Origin of the sequence: Microbispora triticiradicis, from assembly GCF_005864065.1 — a bacterium.
GTDB lineage: Bacteria > Actinomycetota > Actinomycetes > Streptosporangiales > Streptosporangiaceae > Microbispora > Microbispora triticiradicis.
The window spans coordinates 304,340-319,170 of sequence record NZ_VANP01000006.1 but is presented as its reverse complement, the minus strand read 5'-3'; the positions used below and the strand labels follow the sequence as shown (position 1 = coordinate 319,170).

Annotated in this window: 11 protein-coding genes; 9 read left to right on the top strand and 2 right to left on the bottom strand. The window is 72.1% G+C overall.

From position 1 onward, the window contains the following. The first annotated feature begins 49 nt into the window (after positions 1 to 49). The 8 genes from hflX to holA all read left to right on the top strand — a co-directional run bounded on the left by hflX (position 50) and on the right by holA (position 11,228). The gene (gene hflX, locus FED44_RS18185) at positions 50 to 1,453 is read left to right on the top strand and encodes a GTPase HflX (RefSeq protein ID WP_244302040.1); all 1,404 of its coding nucleotides are present in this window, start codon (positions 50 to 52) and stop codon (positions 1,451 to 1,453) included. Between the two features lie 497 nt (positions 1,454 to 1,950). Further along, positions 1,951 to 3,159 (top strand): imidazolonepropionase, encoded by a 1,209-nt coding sequence (hutI, locus tag FED44_RS18180; protein WP_111697217.1) that lies wholly within the window; start codon positions 1,951 to 1,953, stop codon positions 3,157 to 3,159. Between the two features lie 352 nt (positions 3,160 to 3,511). Further along, positions 3,512 to 4,306 carry an MOSC domain-containing protein gene (locus FED44_RS18175; protein WP_138461387.1) on the top strand — a complete coding sequence of 265 codons (795 nt, stop codon included), beginning with the start codon at positions 3,512 to 3,514 and terminating at the stop codon, positions 4,304 to 4,306. Positions 4,307 to 4,334: 28 nt separating this feature from the next. Further along, entirely contained in the window at positions 4,335 to 5,189 is an 855-nt protein-coding gene (locus FED44_RS18170) for a DegV family protein (RefSeq protein WP_138461386.1), read from the top strand. A gap of 180 nt (positions 5,190 to 5,369) precedes the next feature. Beyond that, the gene (locus FED44_RS18165; RefSeq protein WP_208759039.1) at positions 5,370 to 6,386 is read left to right on the top strand and encodes a ComEA family DNA-binding protein; all 1,017 of its coding nucleotides are present in this window, start codon (positions 5,370 to 5,372) and stop codon (positions 6,384 to 6,386) included. Positions 6,387 to 6,643: 257 nt separating this feature from the next. Beyond that, entirely contained in the window at positions 6,644 to 9,181 is a 2,538-nt protein-coding gene (locus FED44_RS18160) for a ComEC/Rec2 family competence protein (protein ID WP_244302039.1), read from the top strand. Between the two features lie 538 nt (positions 9,182 to 9,719). Next, a complete protein-coding gene (locus tag FED44_RS18155; RefSeq protein WP_138461385.1) occupies positions 9,720 to 10,010 on the top strand; it encodes a hypothetical protein in 291 nt (96 codons plus the stop codon). 252 nt (positions 10,011 to 10,262) lie between these two features. Next, on the top strand, positions 10,263 to 11,228 hold the full coding sequence (gene holA / locus FED44_RS18150) for a DNA polymerase III subunit delta (protein ID WP_222867909.1): 966 nt from the start codon (positions 10,263 to 10,265) through the stop codon (positions 11,226 to 11,228). A 144-nt stretch (positions 11,229 to 11,372) separates the two neighbouring features. Here holA and rpsT read toward each other — a convergent pair whose 3' ends face one another. Both rpsT and FED44_RS18140 read right to left on the bottom strand, forming a co-directional pair. Then, positions 11,373 to 11,645 carry a 30S ribosomal protein S20 gene (rpsT, locus tag FED44_RS18145; protein ID WP_111697213.1) on the bottom strand — a complete coding sequence of 91 codons (273 nt, stop codon included), beginning with the start codon at positions 11,643 to 11,645 and terminating at the stop codon, positions 11,373 to 11,375. A 138-nt stretch (positions 11,646 to 11,783) separates the two neighbouring features. Next, positions 11,784 to 12,863, bottom strand: coding sequence for a glycoside hydrolase family 18 protein (locus FED44_RS18140; protein WP_138461384.1), 1,080 nt, complete (start codon positions 12,861 to 12,863; stop codon positions 11,784 to 11,786). 142 nt (positions 12,864 to 13,005) lie between these two features. Here FED44_RS18140 and lepA point away from each other — a divergent pair, with 142 nt between their 5' ends. Then, positions 13,006 to 14,829 (top strand): translation elongation factor 4, encoded by a 1,824-nt coding sequence (gene lepA / locus FED44_RS18135; RefSeq protein WP_133305844.1) that lies wholly within the window; start codon positions 13,006 to 13,008, stop codon positions 14,827 to 14,829. Positions 14,830 to 14,831 lie beyond the last annotated feature (2 nt).

Sequence of the window (14,831 nt, the reverse complement as noted above, 5' to 3'; positions counted from 1 at the left end):
GGGAAGGCATCGGGGCGTCCGACTGTTCTGTCTAGTAGAGATGACATATATGCGATACGAGCCCGAAGACCTCGCCGTGGGCGACTACGACCTGGAAGAGCGCCAGGCGCTGCGCCGCGTAGTGGGTCTGTCGACAGAGCTCGAAGACATCACCGAAGTCGAATACCGCCAGCTCCGGCTGGAGCGCGTCGTGCTGGTGGGCGTCTGGGCCGGCGGCACGGCCGCGGACGCGGAGAACTCGCTGCAGGAGCTGAAGCTCCTCGCCGAGACCGCCGGATCACAGGTGCTGGAAGGTCTGATCCAGCGCCGTGACCGGCCCGACCCCGCCACCTACATCGGTTCCGGCAAGGCGGTCGAGCTGCGTGACATCGTGGCCGCCAGCGGGGCCGACACCGTGATCTGCGACGGCGAGCTGACCCCCGGTCAGCTCCGCCAACTCGAAGAGGTCGTCAAGGTCAAGGTCATCGACCGCACCGCGCTGATCCTCGACATCTTCGCGCAGCACGCCAAGAGCCGGGAGGGCAAGGCCCAGGTCGAGCTGGCGCAGCTGCAGTACCTGCTGCCGCGCCTGCGCGGCTGGGGCGGCAACCTGTCACGTCAGGTCGGCGGCCGGGCCGCCGGCGGCGTCGGCATCGGCGGCCGCGGCCCCGGTGAGACCAAGATCGAGCTGGACCGGCGGCGGATCCGCGAGCGCATGGCCAAGCTGCGGCGGCAGATCAAGGAGATGTCCACCGCCCGGCAGACCATGCGGCACCGCAGGCAGGCCCGCGAGGTGCCCGGGGTGGCGATCGCCGGATACACCAACGCCGGCAAGTCGTCGCTGCTCAACCGGCTGACCGGCGCGGGCGTGCTGGTCGAGGACGCGCTGTTCGCGACCCTCGACCCCACCGTGCGGAGGGCCCGCACGCCCGAGGGCCGGCTGTTCACGCTGGCCGACACCGTCGGGTTCGTACGGCACCTGCCCCACCAGCTCGTCGAGGCGTTCCGCTCGACGCTGGAGGAGGTGGCCGACGCCGACCTGATCCTGCACGTGGTGGACGGATCGCACCCCGACCCCGAGTCGCAGATCGCCGCCGTCCGCGAGGTGCTGGCGGAGATCGAGGGCGCGCGGGACATCCCGGAGATCATCGTCGTCAACAAGGCCGACGCCGCCGACCCGGTCGTGCTGACCCGGCTGACCATGAAGGAACGGCACAGCATCGTCGTCTCCGCCCGGACCGGGTCCGGGATCGGCGAGCTGATGGCGATGATCGAGCGCGAGCTCCCCCGCCTCGACCACGAGGTCAGGATGCTGGTGCCGTACGACAGGGGCGACCTCGTCGCGCGGGCGCACAGCGAGGGCGAGGTGCTGTCGCTGGAGCACACCGGCGACGGCACGATCCTGCACGCGCGGGTCTTCGCCGACCTTTACGCGGAGCTCGACAGGGTGGCGAAGCCCGTCGAAACCGTCTGATCCGGTCCGGACCGCTCTGGTCCGGACCGTCTGATCCGCTGGATCCGCGCCCTTCCCGGCGAGCCGCCTCGGCGTGTCGGTGGCCCGTCAAGGCATGCCCTTGGTATGATAAGGAAAGCCCAATGGGACCTTATGGCGTGGGTGGAATATGTCTCCAGGCAGCGTGGTCACCCTTCCGCAGACGCTCGCGGACACGGGGTCGGAGCTGGGCGTCCGAACCTCGCCACGGCGCGTGAAACAACTGGTAAGTCTCGGTGCTGGCGAGGCTGACGTGGGTTCTTGTCGATAACCCTGTACATCGAACCCACCCGTGAAATACCGTAACTGAACTGAATCGCCCGGGTTCGACACCCCGGCGGTAGGGTCATCGCACAACAACCCCGTGCGCGATGAGGCAGGAGACCCCCAATGACGTCCGAATACGAAGCGGACACGGCGGGCCCGGAGCCCACCGGCTGGGGCCGCTCGACGTCCAGGGGTGACCGGCAGGTGGTCGGATGACCGTTCGCCTTCTCACCAACATCGGCCGCCTGTGGACCGGGCACGATGTGTGCAGCAACGCCGCGATCCTGGTGCACAACGACCGCATCGCCTGGGTGGGCCGCGCCGCGGACCTCCCGCAGAGCGTTCCGGGGGTCGTCGACGACATCGTCGACGTCGACCACGTGGAGAACCTCGGCGGAGCGCTCGTCACGCCCGGCCTCATCGACGCGCACACCCATCCCGTGTACGCCGGCAACCGGTACGCCGAGATGGCGATGCGTTCTGGTGGCTCCAGCTCCTCGGCCATCGCGGCGGCGGGCGGCGGCATCGGCTCGACCGTCACGGTGACCCGCGGCACCGACCCCTGGACCCTCTGCAACGGGGTGCGGGAGCGGCTGCGCGAGTGGCTGCTCAGCGGCACCACCACCGTCGAGGCCAAGACCGGCTACCACCTGACCCGCGACGGCGAGCTCGCCGACGTGCGGCTCCTGCGCGAGCTCGAGAAAGAGCCGATGATGCCGCGGGTCCACGTCACGTTCCTGGCCGCCCACGTGGTGCCGCCCGAATACTTCGGCCGCCAGCGCGACTACGTCGAGGCGGTCGCCTCCTGGTGCGCGGACGCCGCCGGAGCCGGGGCCGACAGCGTCGACGTCTACTGCGACGACGGCCACTTCACCGCCGAGGAGGCCCGCTGGGTGCTGGCCTCCGGCCGCAACGTCGGGCTCCTGCCGCGGGTCCACGCCGGCGCGTACAACCGCCGCGGCGCCGTCCAGCTCGCCGCCGAGATGGGCTGCGCCTCCGCCGACCTGCTCCACCACGCCTCCGACGAGGACATCGCCCTCATGGCGAGGTACGGCGTGCCCGCGGTCGTCTGCCCGGGCGCGGCGCTCCAGGTGGGGCATCTCCCGCCGGTGCGCCGGATGCTGGCCCAGGGCGTGCCCGTGGCGCTCGGCAGCGACCACAACCCCGGCCACTGCGGCATCACCTCCATGTCCCTGGTGATCAGCCTGGCCGTGGCGGCGTTCGGGATGAGCGTCGGTGACGCGCTGCGGGCGGCCACGCTGGGCGGCGCCCAGGTTCTCGGCGCGCCGGACCGCGGCATCCTCGCCCCCGGCCGTCTCGCCGACATCGTGCAGTGGGACGCCGACCACGAGGGCGCCTTCGCCTGGTCGTTCGGCCTGAAGCCGCGGCGCGTCTGGCGGGGCGGCGTCCCCGTACAGTGAGCCCTGCGCACTGAGTTCTGTGCGTTGAGTTCTGCGCGCGTAGCGTCCTGCGCATTGAGTTCTGTGCATTGAGTTTCGCGCGGTAAGGCCCGGGCTGTGAGCCGGCTGCGGGCGGCGCCGGCGCACCCGGCCCGGCCGGGGAGGCGCTGCGCCACCGGCACGCCAAGCCCTCCGGCGGCGCCCGCCATGAGAGTTTCACGGAAAGCGGTTCCCGGACTGTCGGCGGACGGTCCCCGCCGCCACGTCGAAGAGCACGGGAAACGCACATTTCAACGGGGTCGAAGACCTCACTCCGGCATCCCGTGGACACGCTTCCGTACCCCGAGAGAGCGCTTTCTTCTATCCTTGTTCAATGGAACTCGCCGAGATCCGCACTTACCCCATCAAGTCCGGCAAAGGCATTCCCCGCCTCTCTGCCAAGGTCTTGCCCTGGGGTCTGGAAGGCGACCGCCGCTGGGGTGTGGTCGACCCGATGGGCGAACTGATCTGGGTGGGCGAACACCCCCGGCTCCTCTCGGTCTCGGCCGTGGAGACGCCCGAAGGCGGTCTCCACCTGTCGGCGAAGGACATGGGCGAACTCAAGGTTCCCCCGGCCGCCGGCGACACGATCTCGCTGAGCTGCTCCACCCTCGACCGAGCCGTGCTCGCCCACGCCGACGCCCACGAATGGTTCACCCGCCTGCTCGGCAAGCCCGCCCGCCTCGTCTGGCTGGACGAACCCGAACGCCGGACCCTCGCCGCACACACCGGCGGCCTCTGGGACGGACCCCTCCATCTCGTCTCCAGGAGTTCGCTCCGGCGCCTGGACGACTGGATCGCCGAAGGCGCGATGGAACGCCAGGAGCCTCCCCCGCACCCCCTCGACGTCGCGCGCTTCAGGCCCAACCTCATCGTCGAGGGCGCGGAACCCTTCGCGGAGGACGCCTGGACGTCGGTCCGCATCGGCGAGATCGACTGCCGCGTCTCGATGCTGTGCGACCGCTGCGCCGCCACCATCTGGGACCCGATCACTCAGGAGCGCGGCAAGGAGCCCCTGCGCACCCTGGCCAAACACCGCCGCTGGGACGGAAACACCTGGTTCGGCGTCCGCCTGGTGCCCACGAATCTCGGCGAGTTGCGAGTAGGAGACGAAGTTCAGCCAGGCTAGGGCGATCACCGCCGGGTAATCTCGCGATATGTCACCATCCGTCGCGGTCGTCACAGACTCCACGGCGTATCTCGGCGCAGAGGCGACCGGCAGATGGAACGTGACCGTCGTACCGGTTCAGGTGATCCTCGGGGATCACGAGATCGACGACGTGACCCCGTTCGACGCCGGGCTTCTCGCGCACGCCCTGCAGGGCCGCTCGCCGATCGTCACCTCCCGCCCGTCTCCCGAGCGGTTCGCCGAGGCGTACGAGCGGGCGGCCGCCGCAGGCGCCACCGAGATCGTCTCCGTCCATCTGTCCGGTGCGCTGTCCGGCACCGTCGACTCCGCCCGCCTCGCCGCCCGGGAGGCGCCCGTACCGGTCCAGGTGGTCGACAGCCGGTCGATCGCGATGGGACTGGGGTTCGCGGTTCTCGCCGCCGCCCGGGCGGCCGGAGCGGGAGCCCCCGCCGCCGAGGTGGCCGCGGTGGCGAGTGGCAGGGCCGCCGCCTCCGAGACGGTCTTCTACGTCGACACACTCGAATATCTCCGTCGTGGCGGACGCATCGGCCGCGTGGCCAACCTCCTGGGCTCGGCGTTGTCGATCAAGCCGCTGCTGCGTCTCGCCGACGGCGAGATCACCGTGCTGGAGAAGGTCCGCACCGCGAGCCGCGCCCTCGCCCGCCTGGAGGACCTGGTGGTGGAGGAGGCCGGCGAACGGCCGGTCGACGTCGCGGTGCAGCACCTGATGGCGGCCGAGCGGGCCGAGGCGCTCATGAAGGGCCTGACGGCGCGGCTGCCCAGGTTGGTACGGATGTGGGTGGTCGAGATCGGGCCGGTCCTCGGCGCCCACACCGGGCCCGGAGTGCTCGGCGTCACCATCGCCCCCGGCGTCGCGGACTGATCCACGCCGTACGCGCGGTCGCCGCCGCCCTCGCACGTCGCGTGCGGCGCGTGTCCGTAGTGCAGGGGCGTCGCGTCGCGTGGGCGGCGCTTTTCGCGGTGCCGGTGCGGGTCCGATGGTTGTCCACAGAACCGCGTTCGGGAGCCGCCGGGCGTACGCCGCGTGTCTACCGTCCATGGCGTGCTGAGCAAGGAGTTCCGCGGAGCCGTACGCGATGTCGCCGTCGGTGAGTCTCGCCTGCTTGGGCTGCTGCGACCGGCGGATCCGGTCCCGCCGTCCGCGCGCCTGCGATCGGTGCCGTCCCCGCCCGGCCCGCCGCCGTCGTTCGGCGCCCCTCATCCGGCGGGAGAGACCCGCGAGCGTGATGACCACGATCACCGGGGGGCGGTCCTGCCGCCGGAAGAGGAGGACGGCGAGCCGTTCGCGCAACCCGTGCTGGAGCGGGCGTCGCTGGGCCGGGCCCTGGCGCGGATGGATCCAGGGGTGCCAGGTCTGCGGGTGCTGGTGGCCGCCGGTCTGCTCGCCGTCGTCGTCACCGGGGTGGTCGTGTGGCGGTCACGGGCGGTGGCCGAACCCGTCGCACCTCCGCTCCCGGCCGCCGCCAACCTGAAACCTGGCCCAGGCGAGCCTCCTGCGACATCTGCGACCACGGAAACGGGCCCGGGCCGGGATCCGGCATCGGAGCAGACCGGAGACCAGCGCGCGACGGCCTACACGCCGGGGGCCGGTGGATCCGGCGGTCCGTCCTCCGGGCCGGCGGCGCGGGTCGTGGTCTACGTGACCGGCAAGGTCCGCAGGCCAGGGGTGTTCGTCCTTCCGCGGGGCGCGCGGGTGGCGGACGCGATCGAGGCCGCGGGAGGCGTCCGCAAGGGAGCGAGCCCAGGTGGCGTCAACCTCGCCCGGCACGTGGTGGACGGCGAGCAGATCACCGTGGGGAGCCCGGCCCAGTCCGGCACGGCGGCCGGCCTGGACGCCCCGCCGGGAGGGGTGGAAACGCCGGGAGGCGCAGTCGTCAACCTCAACACCGCCACCGCCGCGCAACTCGACGCGCTGCCCGGGGTGGGGGGTGTGATCGCGCAACGCATCGTCGACTACCGCGACGCCCGCGGGGGCTTCCAGAGCGTCGACCAGTTGAAGGACATCCCCGGCATCGGGGAGCGGAAGTTCGCCGAGCTCCGCGACAAGGTCACCGTCTGATGCCCGCCGAGCCTTTCCGCCGTCTCTCCACCGCCCTTCCGGCCGTCTTCGGTGAGACGCCCTCCCACAGGGCGTCGTCCTCGGGGGACGGCGGAGGCGAGCCCGGCCTGCCCAGGGCCGAGGCCGGTGGCCGTGCCGACCGGAGCAGCCCGGCAAGTACCGGTCCGGCAAGTACCGGTCCGGCAGGCTCGGTTCCGGTGGGCTCGGGTCCAGGAGGTTCGGGTCTGGTGGGCTCGGGTCCGGGAGGCGCGGGTCCGGTGGCTCTGGTGGCCCCGGCGCTGGCCGCGTGGCTCGCGGCGGTCGTGCTGCTGACCTGCCCGGTCGCGGCCGGGGTGGCGGTGGCGCTGACCGCCGCCGTCGCGGCCGCCGTCCTCCGGACGACGGCGTCCCGGCGACGACGGCGGGCGGGAGGGCCGGGCACCGCCGCGCGGGCCGGGCTCGCCGTGCTCGCGTCCATGGCGGTGACCGCGACCGTGGTGGCGTTCAGGGTGCACGGGGTGACGACCGGGCCGGTGCCGGATCTGGCCCGGCGCGAGGCGGCGGTCTCCGTGGAGGCGGAGATCACCGACGACCCGCGCATCCGGCCGCACCCGGGTGGCGTGACCCGCCGCGACACGGCCGTGGTGCGGGCGAGGCTCCTGCTCGTGTCGGCCCTTCGGGAGCGGTACGCCGTGGACGTCCCCGTCGTGCTGCTGGGTCCCGCCGCCGGATGGCGCGCACTGCTGCCGAGCCAGCGGGTCCGGCTACGCGGAAGGCTGAGCCCGGCGCGACCGGGCGAGCCGGTCGCCGCGGTGCTGCTCGTCCGCGGGCTGCCCGAGCCGATCGGCGTCCCGTCCGCCGTGCAGCGTGCGGCCGAGGTGCTGCGCGCGGGTCTGCGCGAGGCGAGTGACGTGCTGCCGGACGATCAGCGCGGCCTGCTGCCGGGACTGGTCGTCGGCGACGTGTCCCGCATGGACGAGGAGGTGCGCCTCGACATGACGACCGCGGGCCTCAGCCACCTGACCGCGGTGTCCGGGACCAATCTGGCGATCGTCGCGGGCGCGGTGCTCGCACTGAGCCGCCTCGCCGGGCTGCCCCTCGCCGTCCGGGCGGTCGTCGCGGTCATCGCGATGATCGCCTTCTCGATCGTGGCCAGGCCGTCGCCGAGCGTGCTACGAGCTCTCGCCATGGGGATGGTCGCCGCCGTCGCCCTCGGCACGGGCCGTACGAGGGACGGTCTGGCCGCCCTGTCCGCGACCGTGCTCGGGCTGCTGGTGTTCGATCCCGGGCTGGCCCGTGAGTGGGGGTTCGCGCTGTCGGTCGTCGCCACGGGCGGCATCCTCGTCCTCGCGCCGCGCTGGCGGGATCGTCTGGAGCGCCGCATGCCCCGTATGCCCCGTCTGCTCGCCGAGGCGCTGGCCGTGACGGTCGCGGCGCAGGTGGCGGTCACGCCGCTGCTGGTGCTGATGTCCGGGCGGCTCGACCTGGCCGCGGTCCCGGCCAACCTGCTCGCCGAACCCGCCGTGGCCCCGGCGACCGTGCTGGGGTTCGCCGCTGCGGTGACCGCCCCGATCAGCATGGACCTGGCCCGGCTGCTGGTGCGTCCGGCCGGATGGGCCGTCGGCTGGATCATCGCGGTGGCGCGGCGGGCCGCCGACCTTCCCTTCGCCACCGCCGAGTGGCCGGGGGGAGCCCCGGGCCTGGCCGGGCTGGCGGCGGTGGCGCTGGTGGGCTGGGTCGTTCTTCGGGGCCGCGCGCGAAGGCGCTTCGCGGCCGCGCTCGCGGCGGGGGCGCTGCTCACCGCTCTCGTGGCGGTGCCGGTGGTCTCGCCGTGGCCGCCGCCCGGATGGTTGCTCGTCGCCTGCGACGTGGGGCAGGGAGACGCCCTGGTGCTGGCCGCCGGTCCCGGCCGGGCGGTGGTGGTGGACGCGGGACCGGCGCCCGGCCCCGCCAACCGCTGCCTGCGTGCCCTCGGCGTGCGGCAGGTGCCGCTCGTCATCCTCACGCATCCGCACCTCGACCATGTCGGCGGGCTCCCGGGCGTGCTGCGGGGCCGGGCGGTCGGCGCGGTGGTGGTCAGCCCGGGCCGGGTGCCCGAAGGGGAGGCGGGCCGGGTCTCCCGGCAACTCCAGGCGGCCCGGATCCTGGAGTGGCAGGCCGTGCGCGGTATGCGGTGGCGGTTCGGGCCCACCGAGATCACCGTGCTGGCGCCGGAGCCCGGCATCGCGCCCCAAGGCACCGGAGAGGGCTCGATCGCCAACAACGCCAGCGTCGTGCTGCTCGTGCGCTGGTCAGGCCCGCCGCGAACGGCCACAGCCCACACGGGCAGAGAGCCTGAGGGCCCCTCGGGGGAGCCAGGAGCCTTGGTCACCCCTGCGACGGAGGGGGCACAGGCAGGCGGCGCACAGGCAGGTGAGGCACAGGAAGGCGCGGTGCAGGAAGGCGCGGTGCAGGAGGCGGAGGGCGCACCGGAGAGGCGAGGGGACCAGGGAGCGCCCCTGGGCGCGGCTCTGCTCGCCGGGGATCTGGAGACGGAGGCGCAGGAGGCCCTGCTGCGCAGTGGCGTCCCCCGGGTGGACGTGCTGAAGGTGCCCCACCACGGATCGTCCCGGCAGGCGCCGGCGTTCCTCGCCGCCACTGGGGCCCGGGCCGCCCTCGTCAGCGTCGGCGCGGTCAACGACTACGGGCACCCCGCCCAGGTGACGCTCCGCCGCCTGCGCGGCCTCGGCATGCGCCCCTATCGCACGGATCTGTCGGGAGACATCGCGGTCGTCGCCGACCACGGTCGTCTCGCCGTGGTCGTACGCGGCAGATGACCCCCGCTGCCGGCTGGACATCGGCTGTGCCGCGGCGGCGCGCCGGCAACGGAAGCCGTTCGTCGGCCACAGCTCGGGGGTACGTCCTCCAGCTCCCGCAGGGCCGCGCCGTACAGGGTGCGGTCGGTGCCTGGGCCGCCCTGCTCGCCGCCGAGATGTCCGGTGGCGGGACAGGGTGCGCCAGGCTGTGGAACTCCTCGATCGTGTGGGCCGGACCTGCGAGACTCACCGCGATGCGTCTCGGTTCCAGAGTGAGCGCGGGGGCCTTCGACGCCGCTCTTTGATCCGCGCTTGCTTTCCTGCCCGGTGTCCTTGGGACGAGTGCGGGGATGGTGCCGGTGTGCGCTCGCCTGTCGGGGAGCGGGCGCGCACTCCAGGCATGGCCCCGGCGGCGGAACCCGGAGAGCACCGGCCCGTTCCGCCTGCCGATGAGGACGTGCCGTTCCTCCCCTGACCAAGACAGACGGAACCGAGCAGCCTCGCCAGAGCGACCTTAACGGAGAGTGACCAAGTGACGACACCGGTCAAGAGGATCACGATGTCCAAGCCATTCTGCGCCCTCGCCGGCGTGGGCCCCTACGCCATCGCCAAAGCCAACGAGGTCTACGAGGACATGGCTCTTCGCGGCCGCAGGCTCGTCGGCAGGATGACGAGGGAGGCCGCGCAGGAGTTCCAGGAGACCGCGCACGAGCTGGAGGACCTCTCCAGGACGGCTCGCCGGACGCAGGAGATGGAGGAGCGGGAGAAGGCCAGGGAGACCGCCGCCCAGACGCCGGCCCAGACGCCGGCCGGCCAGGCCCGGGGTCGCACCGCGGCCACCCGGGCCTAGCATCAAGCATCTCGGCGGGCGGACCCGGCCATGTCGGCGGTGACGTCGATGGGGGGCCTCCGGTGACGGCCGCGGCGGGGCGCTCGTCACCCGGCCGCCCGGCTCGCTCCCATCGGGCGTGAGCCGGACGGCCGATGCGGGGCCGCGACGAGCGCGCTGGGCGCCGGGTGTGCCGCCGGACGGCGGGTGGCGCCGCGAACGCGCTGGGCGCCGGGTGTGCCGCCGCCGGGCCGGCGTGGCATGCTGCGTGCCATGGCGAACGCAGCACCCGTGACCCTGGTCGTCGGCGACGAGGAGTTCCTGGCCGATCGGGCGGTCCGGGCCGTCGTGGCGGCGGTCCGCGCCGAGGACCCGGGGGCGGAGGTGCACGACCTCCAGGGGGGCAAGGTGGAGCCCGGGGAGCTGACCGGGCTCACCTCGCCCTCGCTGTTCGGCGACAGGTCGATCATCGTGATCCGCGCCGCGCAGGACCTGCCCAAGGACGTCGTCGCCGAGGTGGTGAAGTACGCCGCGCGCCCGGCCGACGAGGCGGTGCTGGTGCTGGCCCATCCCGGCGGGGCCAAGGGAAAGGCACTGGTCGACGGGGTGAAGAAGGCGGGCGCCGACGTCGTGACCGTGGCCAAGCCGACCAAGGCGGGGGAGCGGCTCGACTTCATCAAGGCCGAGGTCCGCAGGGAGGGCCGCACGATCTCGCCCGCCGCCGCGCAGGCGCTGCTCGACGCGGTGGGCAGCGACCTGCGGGAGCTCTCGGCGGCGTGCGGCCAGCTCGCGTTCGACACGCAGGGCAAGAACATCGACGAGGCGGCGGTCGCGAAGTACTACCGGGGGCGGGCCGAGGTCAGCGGTTTCACGATCGCGGATCTGGCCGTGGAAGGCCGGTTGGGTGAGGCGCTGGAGCAGGTCCGCTGGGCCCTGGCGACGGGCGTTGCTCCGGTGCTGATCGTCAGCGCCCTGGCGGGGGGCCTGCGCTCGCTCGCCAAGGTGGGAGGCGCGCCCCGCAACCTCCGCGGCGGCCAGCTCGCGAGTCACGTGGGCATGCCGCCGTGGAAGATCGACCGGGTGAAGCGCCAGCTCGGCGGCTGGGGCCCTGACGGCATCTCCGCCGCCCTCCAGGCGGTCGCCGTCGCGGACGAGCAGGTCAAGGGTGGCGGCGCCGATCCGGGGTACGCGCTGGAGAAGGCCATCCACACGATCGTCGCCAGCCGCACCGCCCGCTGACGGACTCGCGGGCAGAGCCGATCGAGCGACCCCCGCCCCAGCGCGATGCCGACGTCACCGCGTACAGAGGGCAGGGGGGCGTCGGAAACGCGAAAACGCCGCATCTCCCGATCAGGGAAGATGCGGCGTGCGCTCGGTGCGGAACTACTTGGCGCCCTGCAGAGCCGCGGCGCGCTTGGCGATCGCGGACTTGCGGTTGGCGGCCTGGTTCTTGTGAATCACGCCCTTGCTGACGGCCTTGTCGAGCTGCCGGGACGCGGCCTGGAGCGCGACGAGGGCGTCGTCCACGTTGCCCTGGTCGGCGGCCTCGCGGAACTTGCGGACCGCGGTCTTCAGGGACGACTTGACGGCCTTGTTGCGCAGCCGGCGCTTCTCGTTCTGCCGGTTCCGCTTGATCTGGGACTTGATGTTCGCCACGAAGAAAGCCTCAGTGTTAAGTCTTGGTCGGATGGGGCGCGCGGGCTCGTGAGAGGGCGCGCCACACGCAGTTGGACAGGATACCAACAGCCCGGGCCATCGCTCAAATCCGCGACGACGGGCCGCCCTGTGTTCATGCTATCGCGGCACGACGGCCGTGGTCCGCACATCGGCCCGCCCGAGCGACTCGGCGGACCCTCCTCCGGCTCGTCCGCGCACCCAGGCAGTCTCGTACTCCCTCCAGTCCTCCTCCGTGGCCGCGAAGTCGACGTACAGGGCCAGGCCGAACTCGGTGCGCGGGCCGTGCTCGCCGAGCGCGAGCCGGGCGCCCTCGGCCGCGGCCTCGACGCTCTCGGCCCGGTCCGCGTACGGGATGCCGTGGTCGTGGTAGGCGGGCGCCCCGATGAGGAGGGTCTTGTCCTCGGGCACGAGATCGAGGGCGAGCGAGGTCTGCCGCGCGACGTAGCCGCCGTACAGGGACGGCAGGGGCGTCCCGGAGTCATACGTCATGATCGCGACTTGGTCGGTCAGGCCCACGACCTGCCGGAAGTAGTCCGGCGTCCAGTACTTGTCGTGTCCGATCGCCAGGGCGGTGGGGGCGCGCATGCCGGTCAGCGGCTCGATCTGCTGGGTGGCGACCGACAGGAGCCGGGCGCCGATGGCCTGCCGCGTCTCCCGCAGCACGCCGAGGAACGGCCCGTCCCCGTCGGAGACCGGTTCGAAGTCGTAGTGGATCCCGTCGAAGCCGAGGGTGACAAGGTCACGGGCGCCCGCCACGATCCGGGCCCGCGCCGCCGCGTCGGCCAGGCTCAGGTGGGCCTTCCCGTTGTCGTTGACCGTCTGGCCGAGCCAGGCCGACACCCGGACACCGGGCAGATTCTTGCGCCACCATTTCAGGAAATTTCCGGCGTTGGTGTAGCGGTCGGGCGGCAGGGTCCCGTCGTACTTGAACGGCCCGCTGTGGACGTACACGTCCCTGATCCCGCTCGCGCGCAGCCGTACGGCGAGGGCCCGCACGTCGGCCTCCGTGCGGCGGCCGTCCACCCAGGCGTGGCCCATCCACAGGGCGTCGTGCCCGGTGGTCCGCGTCCAGGCGGCGGGTGTCCCGGCGAACTGGACGCGCAGCGCGGCCGCCGCCGCGAGGCCGAGCGCGAGCGGAACGGCCGCGACGAGGGCGGTCCAGCGGAGAACGCGTCTGATGGTCCGTCTGGTGGTCAAGGCAAGCACCCGGACATGCCACCATGGAGGGTGGCTGGTCCGCCAGCCGAGAGAGGGCCCGCCGAGCGCGAGGCGAGGGCGGCCCGATCGACCAGCAGTCACTCGAAACCCGTATGACCACACCCTGTTGAAACGGACTCCGGTGCGCACTCAGCCTGGCCAGACCGACCCCGCGTTGATCCGCAACTTCTGCATCATCGCGCACATCGACCATGGCAAGTCGACACTCGCCGACCGCATGCTGCAGCTCACCGGCGTCGTGGACGACAGGTCGATGCGTGCGCAGTACCTCGACCGCATGGACATCGAGCGGGAGCGGGGCATCACGATCAAGTCGCAGGCCGTGCGGCTGCCCTGGAACGGCCACGTCCTCAACATGATCGACACGCCCGGCCACGTCGACTTCACCTACGAGGTGTCGCGCTCGCTGGAGGCGTGCGAGGGCGCGATCCTCCTCGTGGACGCGGCACAGGGCATCGAGGCCCAGACGCTGGCCAACCTCTACCTGGCCATGAACGCCGACCTGCACATCATCCCGGTGCTCAACAAGATCGACCTGCCCGCCGCGCAGCCCGACAAGTACGCCGAGGAGATCGCGGGCCTCATCGGCTGCGACCCCGGCGACGTGATGCGCGTGTCCGGCAAGACCGGTGCGGGCGTCAAGGAGCTGCTCGACCACGTCGTGGAACACGTCCCGGCGCCCGTCGGCAACCCGGACGTCCCCGCCCGCGCGCTGATCTTCGACTCCGTGTACGACACCTACCGGGGTGTGGTGACGTACGTCAGGGTGGTGGACGGGCACCTGTCCAAGCGCGAGCGCGTGCTGATGATGTCGACGGTCGCCCAGCACGAGCTGCTGGAGATCGGCGTCATCTCGCCGGAGCCCATGCCGTCCGACCGGGGCCTCGGCGTCGGCGAGGTGGGCTACCTGATCACCGGCGTGAAGGACGTGCGCCAGTCGCGGGTCGGCGACACGGTCACCAACGCGGTCAAGCCCGCCGCGGAGGCGCTGGGCGGCTACGAGCATCCCAAGCCGATGGTCTACTCGGGGCTCTATCCGATCGACGGCGACGACTATCCCGAGCTGCGCGAGGCCCTCGACAAGCTGCGGCTGAACGACGCCGCGCTCGTGTACGAGCCGGAGACGTCGGCGGCGCTCGGCTTCGGCTTCCGCTGCGGCTTCCTCGGCCTGCTGCACATGGAGATCGTGCGGGAGCGGCTGGAGCGCGAGTTCAACCTGTCGCTGATCTCGACCTCGCCCAACGTCATCTATCGGGTGATCATGGAGGACGGCAACGAGCACGTCGTCACCAACCCCTCGGAGTTCCCGGCCGGCAAGATCGGCGAGATCTACGAGCCGGTGGTGAAGGCCACGGTGCTCGCGCCGGCCGAGTTCATCGGCGCGATCATGGAGCTGTGCCAGGGCCGCCGCGGGCAGCTCCAGGGCATGGACTACCTGTCGGAGGACCGGGTCGAGATCCGCTACACACTGCCGCTCGGTGAGATCATCTTCGACTTCTTCGACCAGCTCAAGTCGAAGACCCGGGGGTACGCCTCGCTTGACTACGAGCCGTCGGGCGAGCAGGCGGCCGACCTGGTCAAGGTGGACATCCTGCTCCAGGGCGAGACCGTCGACGCGTTCAGCGCCATCGTCCACCGCGACAAGGCGTACGCCTACGGCGTGGAGATGGCCAAGAAGCTCAAGGAGCTGATCCCGCGGCAGCAGTTCGAGGTCCCGATCCAGGCCGCGATCGGCGCCCGCGTCATCGCCCGTGAGAACATCCGCGCGATCCGCAAGGACGTCCTCGCCAAGTGCTACGGCGGTGACATCAGCCGGAAGCGCAAGCTGCTGGAGAAGCAGAAGGAGGGCAAGAAGCGGATGAAGATGGTCGGCCGCGTGGAGGTCCCCCAGGAGGCCTTCGTCGCCGCCCTCTCCTCCGAGGCCCCGGACAAGACCAAGAAGTAACT